The organism is Kinneretia sp. DJ1R-11 (assembly GCF_025717595.1).
Lineage (GTDB): Bacteria > Pseudomonadota > Gammaproteobacteria > Burkholderiales > Burkholderiaceae_C > Paucibacter_A.
Window position 1 is genome coordinate 15,937 of sequence record NZ_JAJIRR010000011.1, and the last position, 14,633, is coordinate 30,569.

At 63.7% G+C, this 14,633-nt stretch carries 8 protein-coding genes; 5 read left to right on the forward strand and 3 right to left on the reverse strand.

What is annotated here, in order from left to right:
• The first annotated feature begins 88 nt into the window (after positions 1-88).
• From LNV23_RS17270 to LNV23_RS17280, 3 genes are all read left to right on the forward strand, one after another.
• Positions 89-2,059: a TonB-dependent receptor plug domain-containing protein gene (locus LNV23_RS17270; RefSeq protein ID WP_263564123.1), complete on the forward strand. Its 1,971-nt coding sequence runs from the start codon at positions 89-91 to the stop codon at positions 2,057-2,059.
• Positions 2,056-2,607 (forward strand): YfiR family protein, encoded by a 552-nt coding sequence (locus LNV23_RS17275; RefSeq protein ID WP_263564124.1) that lies wholly within the window; start codon positions 2,056-2,058, stop codon positions 2,605-2,607. The genes LNV23_RS17270 and LNV23_RS17275 overlap by 4 nt, the downstream gene beginning before the upstream one ends.
• Before the next feature lie 144 nt (positions 2,608-2,751).
• Entirely contained in the window at positions 2,752-4,101 is a 1,350-nt protein-coding gene (locus LNV23_RS17280; RefSeq protein WP_263564125.1) for an esterase-like activity of phytase family protein, read from the forward strand.
• 68 nt (positions 4,102-4,169) lie between these two features.
• Here LNV23_RS17280 and LNV23_RS17285 read toward each other — a convergent pair whose 3' ends face one another.
• The 3 genes from LNV23_RS17285 to LNV23_RS17295 all read right to left on the reverse strand — a co-directional run bounded on the left by LNV23_RS17285 (position 4,170) and on the right by LNV23_RS17295 (position 9,683).
• Entirely contained in the window at positions 4,170-4,757 is a 588-nt protein-coding gene (locus LNV23_RS17285; RefSeq protein ID WP_263564126.1) for a GGDEF domain-containing protein, read from the reverse strand.
• 176 nt (positions 4,758-4,933) lie between these two features.
• Positions 4,934-7,330, reverse strand: a complete 2,397-nt coding sequence (locus LNV23_RS17290) for a YCF48-related protein (RefSeq protein ID WP_263564127.1) — start codon at positions 7,328-7,330, stop codon at positions 4,934-4,936.
• A gap of 427 nt (positions 7,331-7,757) precedes the next feature.
• Complete coding sequence (locus tag LNV23_RS17295) at positions 7,758-9,683, reverse strand: glucokinase (protein WP_263564128.1); 1,926 nt, start codon at positions 9,681-9,683, stop codon at positions 7,758-7,760.
• A 617-nt stretch (positions 9,684-10,300) separates the two neighbouring features.
• Between LNV23_RS17295 and glk the strand changes: the two genes are divergently transcribed.
• Together glk and LNV23_RS17305 are read left to right on the forward strand one after the other, a co-directional pair.
• A complete protein-coding gene (gene glk / locus LNV23_RS17300; protein ID WP_263564129.1) occupies positions 10,301-11,326 on the forward strand; it encodes a glucokinase in 1,026 nt (341 codons plus the stop codon).
• 302 nt (positions 11,327-11,628) lie between these two features.
• Positions 11,629-14,502, forward strand: coding sequence for a TonB-dependent receptor (locus tag LNV23_RS17305; protein ID WP_263564130.1), 2,874 nt, complete (start codon positions 11,629-11,631; stop codon positions 14,500-14,502).
• The last annotated feature ends 131 nt before the right edge of the window (positions 14,503-14,633 follow it).

Genomic DNA, 14,633 nt, shown 5'->3' on the forward strand with positions numbered 1-14,633 from the left:
CAGTTCGATGAGCCCGAAGTTCGAATTCAGCGCTATGTCCGCAGCTCTTTCTGGCGCGCTTGAAGCCTGTTTGCCGGCTGGATTGTTCATGGCCGCAGGCTTGCAGATGAGCGTGGCCCAGGCTCAGCATGTGCCTCCAATTGCCCCGGCTGTCGCCGCTTCGGCCGCCGCTGAACCTGACCTGGAGGAGCTGCTGCGCCAGGAGCTGCGCGAGGTGCCGCGTGAGGTCGAGGTGTCCGCCGCCTCGCGCTTTGCCCAAAGTGCGGCCCAGGCGCCGGCCGTCACCTATGTGGTCACGGCGGCCGAAATCCAGCGCTACGGCATGCGCAGCCTGGCCGACATCCTGCGCGCCATGCCCGGCGTGCACATCAGCTTTGACGGTATCTTCAGCTATATCGGCGCCCGCGGCCTGGGCCGGCCGGCCGACTTCAACAGCCGCCTGCTCGTGCTGCTGGACGGCATGCGGGTCAACGAGAACATTTACGACGCGGCCCTGATCGATGGCGACTTCTTTGCCGATGTCGACCTGATCGACCGGGTCGAGTACGCGCCCGGGCCGGGTTCGGCGGTCTATGGCAACAATGCATTTCTGGGCGTGGTCAACGTCATCACCAAGCGGGTCGATAAACTGCGCGGCGGCCAAGTGCGCGCCAGTCTCAATTCGGAAGGCCAGCAGCGCGCCCGTGCCAGCTGGGGTTGGCGCGGCGAGTCGGGCTGGGAGGGCTGGCTGTCCGGCAGCCAGATGCGCCATGTCTATCGGCCTTTGATGAACGAAGCCCCCCCCGAGCATGAGGCGGCCCTGCGCGAGCTCAAATGGAGCCGGGAAAAGCGCCTGATCGGCGGCCTCAGCGGCGAGGGTTTGAGTCTGCGTGCCGGCTTCAGCGATGTGCGAGATGGCCTGCCCTATTTCTTGACCGACGACACCTGGCAGTTGGGTCAGTACCAGAGCCGCGGCGTCAACAACTTCCTGTCTCTGGACTACGAGCGCAGCCTGGGCGAAAACTGGGATTTGGCCTTGCATCTGTCCAGCAAGCGGGTCGACTATCAGAAGCATGAGCCCTTTCTCAACGACTCTGAAACCATCCTGAACTACAACCAGCGCAGCTTGGGCCGTTGGGTCAACGGCGACCTGCGCCTGAGCAGCCAGGCCTGGGCTGGGCACAAGCTCATGGTGGGTCTGGAGTACCAACGCGATCTGGTCCAGCGCGTGTCCACCAGCGCGGACACCTATGGCGATTTGTTTGTCTTCACCGGCGACAACCGCCGCAATGGCTTGTTCATCCAGGACGATTGGCGCCTCAATGACAGCCACCGTCTGATTCTCGGCCTGCGCCAGGATCGTGCCCAGATCGGCGGCAGCAGCTGGAACCCGCGTCTGGCCTGGGTCTGGAATGTCCGCTCAGACGCCACCTTCAAGCTGCTCTACGGCAGTGCGTTCCGCGCCGCCAATTTGTTTGAGTTTCAAGTCAACGAGCCGCGTTCCCTGCCTACGCCCGAGCCGGAGCGCGTGCGCACGCTGGAGGCGGCCTGGGATCAGGCGCTGAGCCCACAGCTGCAACTGCGGGCCTCGGCCTATGTGTCACGGCTGAAGAACCTGATCAGCCTCGACGATTCGCCCCAACCCTATTTCATCAACAGCCCCAAATTGAGCAATGAGGGTCTGGAGCTCGGTCTGGAGCGCCGCTGGGACCAGGGTGCGCAGCTGCGTGCTTCGCTCTCGCTGCAACGCACCCGTGATGCCCAGGGCAAGGGCTTGAGCAACTCGCCGCATGCCCTGGTCAAGCTGCACTACAGCCAGCCGCTGATGGGGGACCGCTTGCAACTGGGTTGGCAGCTGCAAGGCGTCAGTCGGCGCAGCACCGATGGCGAGGACCTGCCTGGTTATGTGCTCAACAATCTGAACCTGCTCTGGCGGCCTGTGGCGGGTCACGAGCTGAGCCTGGGGCTCTACAACGTGGGCAAGACCCGCTACTTTGACCAGCCTTCGGTGCAGAGCTATCCCTTGCCGCAAGCCGGTCGGGTGTTGCAGCTGAGCTGGACCTGGAGCATGGATCCATGAGCGTTTCGGCGCTGACTATCATGCGCTGGCAGCAGCCTTTGGGCCTGATGACTGCGCTGCTGCTCTCGCTGCTGGCGCTGTTGCCTGCACGCGCCGGCCTGGGGCTGGACGATGCTCAGCTGAAGGCCGCCTTCATCTACCGCTTTGCCCAGTTCACTCAGTGGCCGGGCCAGGCAGCGACGGAATTCAGCTACTGTGTGGTGGGCAGCCCGGTGCTGCGCGAGGCCATGGCCTCGCTGGCACAAAAGCCCCATCTGGTCAGTGTTGTGCGGGTTCGTTCGGTCAGTGAGCCGGCCCAGGCGCAAGGATGCCAGGTTCTGGTGCTGGGCATGAGTGAGCGCAGCGAACTGCTGCGTTGGCAGCAGGCCTTGGGTGCCGAGCCGGTGCTGATCGTGGGTGACAGCGCCGAGGCCTTTCGCGCCGGGGTCAGCATCGCCCTGATGGTGGAGCCCAACGGCCTGGCCTTTCGCATCAACCACAGCGAGGCCAAGCGCCGCGGCCTGAGCCTGAGCTCTCAGATGCTCAAGCTGGCGCGTGAGGTGAAGTAGGGCGCTAGGGCGCTGAGAGTCGTCCAGGATGGCCCGGCCGCGCCATGGGCCGTTTGCTCCATGTGCGCTTCATGGTCGCGTCACCCCTCGCTTGAAGAATGTGCCGCATTCGCAGGATGTCCCTGCGTGTGAGGAGTCTTCGTCATGAAATCAAAAACACCGGCGCTGCGCCTGCTGGCCGCTTTGGGCTGTGTTGCCTTGTCCCTGCCCGCTGCTGCGCAGCTGAACACCCTGGTCGGCTGGGCCAAGATGCCGGCCAACACCTTCGCGGACGGCCCGACCTCGGGCCAATTCGCCTCGGGCGCCGGTGGCAACCCCTTGCCATTGTTGAACAAGCAGCCGGTGCAAGGCTTCTCGGCCGTGCTGAACGGCCCGACTGCCGGCAGCTACCTCTTCATGCCGGACAACGGCTTCGGCACCCAAGGCAATTCCGGCGACACCTTGCTGCGCATGTACGCCGTCACGCCGGACTTCAAGACCGCCCTGGGCGGCAGCGGCACTGTGTCGGCCGCGAACTACCAGACCGGCGCCAGCCTGACGGCCTTCAATGCCGACAGCCGCATCACCCTGGCCGACCCGGACCGCAAGCTCGGTTTCAAGATCCAGGCCGACTACACCAACTACTACAACAACGCCACCAACCCCCTGGTCGATGCCAGCATCCGTTCGGGCCGCCTGCTGACCGGCGCCGATTTCGACATCGAGTCGGTGCGCAAGGACAAGAACGGCAACCTGTGGTTCGGTGAGGAGTTCGGCCCCTTCCTGCTCAAGGCCGATGCCACGGGCAAGGTGCTGCGCGCCGAGGTCGGCATGGGTGGCGTGATGTCGCCGCAGAACCCGTACCTGAACGGTGGCGTGGCCACGTTGGGCGCCTCGCGCGGCTTCGAGGGCATGGCCATCAATCCGGCTGGCGACACGCTCTATACCTTGCTCGAAGGCACGGTCAGCGGCGACGCCCCCAACAGCCTGCGCATCAACGCCTTCAGTGTTGACCAGGAGGCCTACACCGGCCAGCGCTGGCTCTACAAGCTCGATGCCGCCGGCACCAATATCGGCGACATGACGGCCCTGAATGACCATGAGTTCATCATCATCGAGCGCAACAACGCCACCGCCACTGGCGGCGGCACACCCTTCAAGAAGGTCTTCCGCATCGACCTGAATCGCGTCGATGCCCAGGGTTATGTCAGCAAGACCGAGCTGGTCGATCTGATGAACATCGCCGACCCGAACGACTTGAACGGTGATGGTTCCAATACCTTCACCTTCCCCTTTGTCACCATCGAAAGCGTGCTGGTGCTGGATGCCAACACCTTGCTGATCGCCAATGACAACAACTACCCCGGCACGGGCGGCCGTGATCTGGGCTCGGACAACACCGAGTTCCTGAAGATCCAGCTGGCCAACCCGGTGCCGGAGCCGAGCAGCTACGCCATGTTGCTGGGCGGCCTGGGCCTGATGGGTGCTTGGTTGCGCCGCCGCAAGTCGGCCTGATCGGACCAAACCCTAGCGACGATGAAACACAGGCCGGCTGACCGGCCTGTTTTTGTTCTTCACGCGCATCAAGCGGGTTGCAGGTCCAGGCTGGGCCACTGCTCGGGCTTGATCTCGAAGCGCGGGTACCAGTCCGAGGGCAGGGCGCCGGCCCAGACACGGTTGTGATGGGGCTGCAAGCGCTTCTTGCCAAAGGTCAGGCGGGCGTCGGCCAGTGACAGCAGGCTGTGCGCGCTCCAGTCCGAGCCGGCCGGGCTGGCGGCGGCTCCCAGGGAAATCGTCAGCGGCGCTGGCCCGGCCAGGCCGGCGAACTCGGCCTGCACGGCGCTGCGCAAGGCCTCGGCCTTTTCCGTGGCCGCCGGCAGGTCGGTGGCTGGCAGCAGCATCACAAATTCATCTCCACCCAGGTGCACCAGGCTGGCGCCGCTGGGTTGCTGCGCCTTCAGCAGGCCGGCCACGCGCAGCAGCACGGCTTGCGCCTGGGGCTGGCCCTGGTCTTCCAGATAGACCTTGAAATGGTCGAGGTCCATGGTCAGCACCGCCAGCGGCTCGCCCGCGGCGCGCGCGGCCGCGGCCGCCTGATCCAAATGACCTTGCAGGGCCTGGCGGTCCAGCAAGCCGTTCAACTCCAGTTTGTCGGCAATGAGATTGGGCATATCAGCGCTCTCCGGTCTAAGGAACGACCCCATCCTAAGCAGGGGCCCGAACCCGGAGCATGCTCCTTTTCCCAGGGTTTGATCCAGCCGAATCAACGGGGCGCTTGCCGCCCTGATCCGGGGCGGGACCGGCCCTGTTCCGCCTCGTCCGGCCCCGTTTGCGCTTCCACGATGATCTAGTGGCTCGGCTTTTTGGCTTTGTAGCGCTGGGCGGCTTGACTGGCTGTCGGTGTGGCTGCGCTGGCCAGGCTTCCAGCGGTGCCGGTGGCATAGAGATCGCCTTCTGGGCCCAGCAACCATCCGGTCCTGGGGTCCAAAAATTTGAATGCGACGAGCTTGTTCTTGAATGGCGTGCCTCGGAGCTGCCAAGTCTGCCCTGCATCTTCGGTGAAAGCGAGTTGGCCGCGCACCGGCAAATGGATCCAGCCTTGCCGGGCATCGAAGAATTGCATGGTATGGATGAAGTCGCTGTCCTCATCCAGCTGCAGGCCTGCCTGGGCCCAAGTTTTGCCTGCGTCAGCCGAGCGAATCACCGCGTTCTGGCAGATGAAGTGGCCGCTTTTGTAGCAGCCTGTCAAGCTCGCCCAGGCTGTGCTGCCGGCCCAGGCCACTTGCTTGTCACCAAGAAAGCCCAAAACTGGCGGTGTGCTGTAGGCACTGTGGCTCCAAGTCTTCCCGCCGTCGCCACTGTAAGAGCTGCCTTCGTACGATACCGTCATGGCTTCTTGGGCATCTCTGAAGACGATCGGGCTTCCCGAAGAAAGAGAAAATTTGCTGCAATCTGCGGGCTTGCAAACGTCCTGCCAAGTCAAGCCACCGTCTTGCGTGTTTTGCAAGACTAAACCGGGGAGGCTACGCCAGCCCAGCTTCTCTGTCAGCATCTGAGTGTTGTAGCCAGCCTCTGTCCGCAGATCCTGCCAAGTTTGTCCACCATCTTGACTCCGCCAAGTCTCCCTTTTGTCGGTGCCGGGCGTCACGCGGCTCAACCAGATGGACTGTCCGTGGTTTGCCATCACCTTGGCGCGTTCGCCCTGGAAGGTGGTTTTCCAATTGGCGCCGGCGTCCTGACTCAGGCGCACCGCGCCATTCTGGGTCACCACCAGCACGGAACGCGACGACAGTGGCAGCACCTCGCTGAGAACCGCCTGAGACTCTTCGACTTCAGCGCTGGTCTTGCCGGCGATGCGCGTCCAGCTCTGCCCCAAGTCCTTGGAAACGTAGGTGGCATCGCTGGTCGTGCCCTTGTCGCTCCAGTTCCAGCTGATCAGGGTCTTGCCGTCCAGCAACTGGAAGCTGGGCATGGCGTTTTCGTTCGCTGGCACGGGCAGGGCAGCCTGGTTGGCGATGGGCGAGCGCACTTCACTCCAGCTGTCGCCGTTGTTCAGGGTGATCTTGAGCCCGGTGCCATCGGGCGTGATCAGGCTACCGGCGCCGAGAACCACGGGATTGCCACGGCTCACGTCATAGAACTGGCGCACAAAAAGCTCGCCGAAGTCGCTGCTCCGGTACAGGCCGTCTTTCTTGGTGAAGGCGAACAGGTGCGCGGCACTGGTCTGGTACAGGGTGAAGCTGCTGAGTTCCCGCCCCGCGCCCTCAGCTTTCTTCCAGGTTTGCCCGCCATTGCTTGACAGCCAGAGCTCGCGTCGGGTGATGGTGCCGGTCGAATAGGGATCGGGCACCTGTCGGTCTTGAATCAAGGTGATCACCTGGCTACCGACCGCCAACCAGCTCAATTGATCTTGGCCGAACTTGGGCAAGGTCGTGACGGGCAGGCTGCTGATGCCCAGATCCGTTGAAACGGACACCTGGCCTTGGTCGACGCGCCAGAGGCGGCCATTGTCTTGGGCGAAGTTGTAGTTGCGATGCAGGATGCGCCAAGTTTTTCCGCCGTCCTCACTGACCCGCAAGGGATCAAACTCGGAGTCTCCGTACTGTCCGCCGAGAAGGCGGCCCTGGCCCAGGATGCGCAGCTTCGAGGCGGTATTGCTCGCGTCGCCTCCAGTTTGCGGCAGGCGAGTCCAGGTCGCGCCACCGTCTGTGGTGCGCAGCACATCAAAGGACGGAAACTCGATCGCCCAGCCTTGGAGCGCGTCTTCAAAGAGAACCTGGGTGAGCTGTGCCTGGCTTCCCGATCCGACCTGGGTCCAGTTGTTGCCGCCATCTTGTGTCCGCAGGATCTGACCGCGATCTCCCACCGCCCAGCCGCGCAAGGCATCGAGAAAGCGCACGTCGCGCAGCCGCCAGCGTTCCGACTTGGGATAGACCTTGCACCAGCCGGCTCTTGGGCCATCGCTGCAGCTGAGCCCTTGCAAATGAGCGGTGTTGTCCAGTGAGGCGCTCATGGAGGCGCTTCGGCTGGCCCCGGCGGCGTTGCTGACCTTCAGCTCAATTTGGAAGTTACCACCGCGTTGATATTTGTATCTCGGCTTCGCTTCCGTGCTGCTGCTGCCATCACCAAAGGTCCAGAGGTAGCTCAGGCCGCTCATCCCTGTGTCCAGCGAGGATTGGAACTGGATGGTTTGCTCGATGTCGCTGACCTGGGCGGCCGTGCTGATGCTCAGGGTGTCCGGCACGGGCGTGGGCGCAGGGGCTGGCGCTGGCGCTGGCGCTGGAGCTGGAGCTGGAGCTGGAGCTGGAGCTGGAGCGGGTGCGGGTGCGGGTGCGGGTGCGGGTGCGGGTGCGGGTGCGGGNGTGCGGGTGCGGGTGCTGGATCGCCGCCGCCGCCCCCACATGCCGAAAGCACCAAGCTGGCCCCGCAGCTGAACAGGCCGGCGATGGCCAGGCTCGTCAGTTGCTGACGACTGCGTACCTTGATTGTTCTCATTGAAGACTCCCTGATGGCGGCTTATGGCTCTATCGCGGGGAGTCTAATTCGAAATATGTACGGTGCCCTCGGTATTGGCCCGTGCAGGGCTTGGCTCTTTAGGGGTTGGTTGGCGAGAGCTCGACTGATGGGTCAAGGCCTCGGCGCGCCAGGCCAAGGTCTGGGCGCTGTGCAGGTCAGCGGCTGTGCGAGGTCAGGCGCGCCAAGGGCGAGGCCAGGCTGACACCCGGCGCGGCGCGGCGGGCGCCGCGGCGTGCCGTCGGACTCGTATCGTCGGCGGCGGATTCTTCCAGCGCGTCCTGCGGGCTGGTGGCGATCAGGCCGGCCGGGTCGCGCTGCATGGCCACGCCCACGGCCAGGATGTCGATCACCAGCAGGTGCAGGATGCGGCTGACCATGGGCAGGTGGGTGGAGACATCTTCGACATGGTCGATGATCAGGGCGACATCGGCCTTTCGGGCCAGCGGCGATTGGCCGGCCGTGATGGCCACCACATAAGCGCCGCGCGCCTTGGCTTTTTCCACCACCTCGAGCAGCTCGGGCAGGCGCCCGCTGTTGCTGATGACCACGGCCACATCACCGGGCTTGAGCACATTGGCGGCCAGCAGTTGCAGGCGCGGGTCGGTGTAGGAGCAGCTGGACATGCCGAAGCGCAGGAATTTGAATTCCGCATCCTGCGCCACCACGCCGTAATGGCCCACGGCATAGAACTCGATGCGCCCGGCCTTGAGCAGCAGGGCGACCGCACGGTCGATCATGTCGCGGTTGAGCTGGCTGCGCACCTGCAGGATGGCCGAGGCCGTGTTGCCCAGCACCTTGGCGCCCAGCTCCAGCATGGAGTCGTCGCCCTTGACCTGGGTGTGAGTCACGGGCACGGTGCCGGTCAGGCCCGAGGCCAGGCGCAGCTTGAAGTCGGACAGGCCCTCGCAGCCCAGGGTGCGGCAGAAGCGGATGACGGTGGGCTGGCTGACATTGGCGGCGCGGGCGATTTCGACGATGGGGTCGTTCAGGGCCGAGCGCGGGTGGGCCAGCACATGGTCGGCCACGCGCGCTTCGGCCGGTGACAAGCCCGGGCGGGCGCGGCGGATCTGGCCCAGCAGGCCGGCGCCGGGCGCTTCTTCCAGCGTGGCCAGCTGGGCTTGCAGAATCGCCGAGGCTCCCTTGAAGGTGGCGTGCTCGGCGGTGATGACGAAGGTCGGGATGCCGGCCACATAGTCGCTGAAGCGGCCTTTGTCTTCGAAGCGGGCGCGGAAGCTGGAGCGATCAAAAGCATCGCCCAGGCGCGGCACGATGCCGCCGCCGATGTAGACGCCGCCCAGGGCACCCAGGGTCACCGCCAGATTGGAGGCGGCCGTGCCCAGCAGGCCGCAGAAGACTTCCAGGGTTTCGACGCAGAGGGCGTCGCTGGCGTCCAGGGCGCGCTGGGTGATCTTGGGCGCGTCCAGTTCCTCGGCCTCCTGGCCGGCATGCTCGGCCAGGGCGCGGTAGATCAGCTCCAGGCCGGGGCCGGAGAGCAGGCGCTCGAAAGACACATGGTCGTACTGCTTCCAGGCGTGGCGCAGGATGGCGATCTCGCGCTCGTCGCGCGGCGCGAAATTGGTGTGGCCGCCTTCGGTGCCCAGGGCGATCCAGCCATCTCCGGCCGGGATCAGGCCCGACACGCCCAGGCCCGAGCCCGAGCCCAGCAGGCCGATCACGCTGGGCATGCGCGCCTCGCCACCGCCGACCTGGCGCACATCCAGGGGCGAGAGCCGTGGCAAGGCCATGGCCAAGGCGGTGAAGTCATTGACCACCACCAGGGTGTCCAACTCCAGGCGCTGGCGCATCTCTTCGATCGAGAACTGCCAGTGGTAGTTGGTCATGCGAACCTGGTCCCCCTCGACCGGGTTGGCGATGGCGATGGCCGCGTGGGCGATATGGGGCGTGCCCGTCAGGCCGCTCAGATAGGCGCGGACCGCAGCGTGGAAGTCGGCGTGCTCGGCGCAGCGCAAGGAGGCGATCTGGCTGAAATCGCCGGGTGCCGTCTCCAGGGCGAAGCGCGCGTAGGTGCCGCCAATGTCAGCAATCAGGCGGGGGGCTTCAAACGGGGGCAGGGCAGACATCGGCGTGGGCATCCAGGCAGTGATTCAGGAGACAGGCAATCCAACAAGCAAGCAAGCAATCAATCCAACAAGTGCAGCCAGACAAGCGATGCCGGCGTTCGGGCGCGCGCCAGGCGCGCGGCCCTGGTGGCGCTGCATTATCGGGCGCGGCTCCGAGCCTCGGTAAGCCGGGCTGTCCCTGCCTTGCGCCGCTGGCGCTGCCGGCGCGCTGGGCGCCCCGCTTGCGGGCGTCGAACTCATCGATGTGCGCATGCGAGTCTCTCAATTTGTAGCTTGACTACTTTTCATGTCTTCGGGACGACAAGCTTGTGCCTGCGGTCTTTGCCGTAGTTTGGGCCTGTTTTCATGGGTAAGTTGAGGTATTTTTCGAAATTTCGGCGCGATGTGGCTGAATTGCTCGGGAAGTCGCTCTTGTCACACGAATGTAGTTTTGCTACCTTTTGTCTGTGCGAACAACGGGCAGTCTGCTCGGGCGCTCAAAAACAGCAAAGCAATGCAGGGGCTCTCGGAGTGGCCTGCATCGACCGGGGATCGAGGATGTGGCGAGCAAGAGTTGAGTTCAAGTCAGGGCAAGGTGACGTGCTGTGAGTGCTGCGCCTGAGCTTCTGCGGCCGGCCGTGACGCCGGAAAAAAAGGGCGTTTCGGCGGCCGGCTACCCGAGCCTGGTGGCGGATGTGGGTGGCACCAATGCCCGATTTGGTTGGCTGGCCCATGCTGGTGCGGCGGTTGCTGATGTGCAGGTCTTGCCAGTGCGTGAGCATGGCAGCCCGCTGTCGGCAGTGCAGGCCTACTTGGCGTTGCAGCAAGCTCGGCTCACTTCGGCCTATCAGGCGCCGCGCCGCCTGGCTTTTGCCCTGGCGACCTCGGTCGGCGGTGATCGTCTGGAGTTGACCAATGCGCATTGGAGTTTTTCGCGCAGTGAGTTGCAGCAGCAGCTGGGTTTGAGTAGCTTGCTGGTGCTCAATGACTTCGAGGCGCTGGCCCTGTCTTTGCCGCGCCTCAGTGCAGCCCAGCTGCGCCAGTGGGGGGGTGTGGGTGGCTTGCCGGGTGGGCAGGGTGCGTTGGCCGTGATTGGACCGGGTACCGGCCTGGGTGTCGCGGGCGTCTTGCCCTCGCGCCATGGCTGGATGGCTCTGCCGGGTGAGGGCGGGCACATGACGCTGTCGCCGGCCGATGCCTTTGAGAGCGAGCTGCTGGCCCATGTGCGGACCGAGTTTGCCCATGTGTCGGCCGAGCGCCTGCTGTCGGGCATCGGCCTGCCGGTCTTGCATCAGGCGGTGTGCGTGGTTTCTGGGGTCGCTGGCGCGCCGGTGTTGACGGCGGAGCAAATCGTCGAGCGCGGCCTCTCGGGCGCGGACTCGGTGTGTGAGCGCAGCCTGGCCAGCTTCTGTGCCTTGCTGGGCGGCTTTGCCGGCAATGTGGCCCTGGCGCTGGGTGCGCGCGGCGGGGTCTACATCGGCGGCGGCATCGTGCCGCGCTTGGGTGAGTACTTCTTTGCCTCGCAGTTCCGCGAGCGCTTCGAGGCCAAGGGGCGCTTCCGTGCCTACCTCCAGGACATCCCGGTGGCCCTGATCACGGACACCTTGGCGGCCCTCAGTGGGGCGGCCTTGGCGCTGGAGCAGCAAGACGGTGATGTTCTGTAGTTAGATGTAGTTGAATTACATCCTCCATGACTTTAGTGACCGCTGTTGTCGGTCAACTGGGATTGAAGTGGTATTGAAAACACGCTAAATCCGCGGTTTTGCGAGAAAAAGACGTCTAAAATGGTTGCTTGGACGCAAAACTAGGGTTTACGTTTGTTGGTCTGAAAATCTAGTTTTGATACAAACTAGCTCAGACATCAGGTTCGAGGCCCGGTGCCTCCAAAGCGCAAGCGGCGGGGCGGGGCGGCGAAGGGTTCGGTGGTTCGGTCGTTGATTAGCAGTCGAGATTCAGGAGACAAAAGATGAGTACTTCCGCAGAGAAGCGCAAGCAGGCCCTGGCAGTGCAGCGCGAGATTTTCAAAATCAATCCGGTGGCCGTTGGCTGCACCTTGTTGATGTTGGCCACGGGTGCTTTCGCCCAGCAAACGCCGGCTCAGCTCGGCACCGTGCAGGTGACCGGTATCCGCAAGGGCATCGAAGATGCCATCTCGGTCAAGAAGAACAACGACTCCATCGTTGAAGCCATCTCGGCTGAAGACATCGGCAAGCTGCCTGATGCCAGCGTGGCCGAATCCATCTCGCGTCTGCCCGGCGTGACCGCCCAGCGCAACAAGTCCACCGGCAAGGCATCCAGCATCAGCGTGCGCGGCATGTCGCCCGACTTCAATGGCGCTTTGCTGAATGGCCGCGAGCAAGCCTCCAGCGGCGACAGCCGCGGCGTTGAGTTCGATCTGTACCCGTCTGAATTGCTCGGCTCGGTCGTGATCTACAAGACCCCCGATGGCGCCCTGGTCGGTCAAGGCCTGGCTTCGACCATCGACCTGCAGACCGTGCGTCCCTTGAATTTCGGCAAGCGCACTGTCGCCGTCAACTACCGCAAGCAGCGCACCGGCGTGGCTTCGGGCGCTGGCGAAGGCGACGGCGACCGCACCTCGCTGTCCTATGTGGATCAATTCGCTGACCGCACCATCGGTGTGGCCCTGGGCTTTGTGCGCTTTGATGAAAAGGGCGCCGACCAGCAGAAGTTCAATTCCTGGGGTGGCTGGACGCCTGACAACTGGGTGGTCTCGGGCGCGGCGGGTTCGCCGATGCGTACCCTGGGCAATTGCGATCCCAAGGACACCTCCAAGCCTTTGGATGCCTTGTGCAACAGCACCAAGTACAAGGTTCAGGGCGGCTTCACGGCCGACACCGAGACCAGCACCAACAAGCGCGATGGCGCCATGGCCACGTTCCAGTTCAAGCCCAACAAGGACTTTGAATCGACTCTGGACTTCTTCTACTCCAAGGGCAGCTTTGGCCTGAAGAAGACCGGTTTGGAAGGTGCCATTGGTGGCGACACCAACGGTGCTTATGACCCGGCAGGCGTGATCACCAACTACACCCTGGCCAATGGCGTCGTCACCGCAGGCACCCTGAGCAACTACAAGGGCGTGGTGCGCAACCACGTCGAGGGTGGCGCTGACAAGATGCAGTCCTTCGGCTGGAACAACAAGTTCAAGCTCGGTGACTGGCAAGCCACGGCCGACATCTCGCGCTCCAAGGTCACCCGTGACAGCTCGCGTTATGAAACCACGGCCGGCCAGGCTGGTGATAACAAGAACCTGGGCAGCATCAGCTGGACCGGTTTCGATGGCGGCAACTTCACCGACGTCAAGTACAGCACCGGCCTGAGCTATGCCGACCGCGCCGTGGCCAAGTTGACTGACGTCAACGGCTGGAGCGGTGGCGTGAGCTCGCCCCAAGCCGGCTATGTGGCTCTGCCGCATGTGGAAGACAAGGTGGACGCCATTCGTCTGGCCGCCAAGACCGACCTTTCCTTCGGTCCCCTGGTTGCTGGCGAGTTCGGTGCCAACTTCACCAAGCGCGACAAGCTGCGCAGCACGCAAGAAGGTCGTCTGGTCGTGAAGGGTGGCAACCCCTACGGCGTGGCCGATGTGCCTGGCGGCGCCACCAGCGTGGCTGGCACCACCGGCTTGCAAGTGGTGTCTTGGGATCCGCGCGGTTCGCTGGGCGGCATTTATGAGCTGGGCCAGAAGGTCGATGCCGACATCCTGAACAAGGACTGGACGGTCAAGGAAGAAGTCAACACCTTCTACTTCAAGGGTGACCTGGAGGGCGAACTGGCGGGCTTCAAGTACCGCGGCAATGTCGGCGCGCAATACGTGCACACCGACCAGAGCTCGACCGGCTTCAATGTGGACCGCGCCAAGTGCGTGGGCAACACCCCGGAAACCTGCCCCGGCGCCACCGTCGGCAAGGGTCGCACTTACTCTGACGTGCTGCCCAGCCTGAACGTGTCTTTCGATCTGGGTTCGGACCAGTACCTGCGCATGGCCGCAGCCAAGGTCTTGTCGCGCGCCAATATGGGTGATATGCGTGCCAGCCTGGGCTATTCGATCAACAGCAGCGGCGGCAAGCAATTGCTGACCGGCTCGGGCGGCAACCCTGATCTGGAACCATTCCGCGCCAAGGCTCTGGACGTCTCCTACGAGAAGTATTTCGGCAACAAGGGTTACGTGTCGGTCGCCGGCTTTTACAAGAAGCTGGACAGTTACATCCTGCGCGTGCCCACCGTGTTCGACTTCAAGCCCTACATCGGTTCTGGCGTTGTGCTGCCCCCGGGCGTGAGCACGGTCGGCCTGATCAACCAGCCGATCAACGGCCAAGGCGGCAATATCAAGGGCATTGAGCTGTCGGTCAACATCCCCCTGTCCATGGCTTCGTCCTGGCTTGATGGCTTTGGCGTGATGATCAACCACTCGAGCACCAGCAGCTCGGTGGAGCTGCCCACCGACGGCTTCAGCGTCGAGAACGTCAGCGCGATCAAGATCCCGCTGCCGGGTCTGTCCAAGAAGGTCACCAATCTGCGCTTCTACTACGAGAAGAACGGCTTCCAGATCGCTGTGGCTCAGCGCAAGCGTTCGGACTTCCTGGGTGAAGTCAGTGACTTCCAGGACAACCGTCAGCTGACCTTCATCAAGGGCGAGTCCATCGTCGACCTGCAGGTCTCTTACGAGTTCCAGACCGGCTGGCTCAAGGGTCTGTCGCTGCTGGCCCAGGGCAACAACATGACCAATGCCCTGTTCCAGCGCTACAACACCAGCCCGAGCGAGATCACGGACAAGATCAAGTACGGCAAGACCTATCTGTTCGGCGCCAACTACAAGTTCTGAAACTGAGCCGGGCGGCGGCTGCCACCCGATTCAACAAAGGACTTGCCCCAAGCCCTGCCGACGCCTGCGTCCGCAGGGCTTGTTTTATTCTGGGGTATGGCCGCCGCAGTGCGGCCTCTTCCCAAACAGCT

What these genes read in the sequence shown, in the direction of transcription:
- LNV23_RS17270 (WP_263564123.1), top strand. Translation starts at nt 89, where the DNA reads ATGGCCGCAGGCTTGCAGATGAGCGTGGCCCAGGCTCAGCATGTGCCT.
- LNV23_RS17275 (WP_263564124.1), top strand. Translation starts at nt 2,056, where the DNA reads ATGAGCGTTTCGGCGCTGACTATCATGCGCTGGCAGCAGCCTTTGGGC.
- LNV23_RS17280 (WP_263564125.1), top strand. Translation starts at nt 2,752, where the DNA reads ATGAAATCAAAAACACCGGCGCTGCGCCTGCTGGCCGCTTTGGGCTGT.
- LNV23_RS17285 (WP_263564126.1), bottom strand. Translation starts at nt 4,757, where the DNA reads ATGCCCAATCTCATTGCCGACAAACTGGAGTTGAACGGCTTGCTGGAC.
- LNV23_RS17295 (WP_263564128.1), bottom strand. Translation starts at nt 9,683, where the DNA reads ATGTCTGCCCTGCCCCCGTTTGAAGCCCCCCGCCTGATTGCTGACATT.
- LNV23_RS17305 (WP_263564130.1), top strand. Translation starts at nt 11,629, where the DNA reads ATGAGTACTTCCGCAGAGAAGCGCAAGCAGGCCCTGGCAGTGCAGCGC.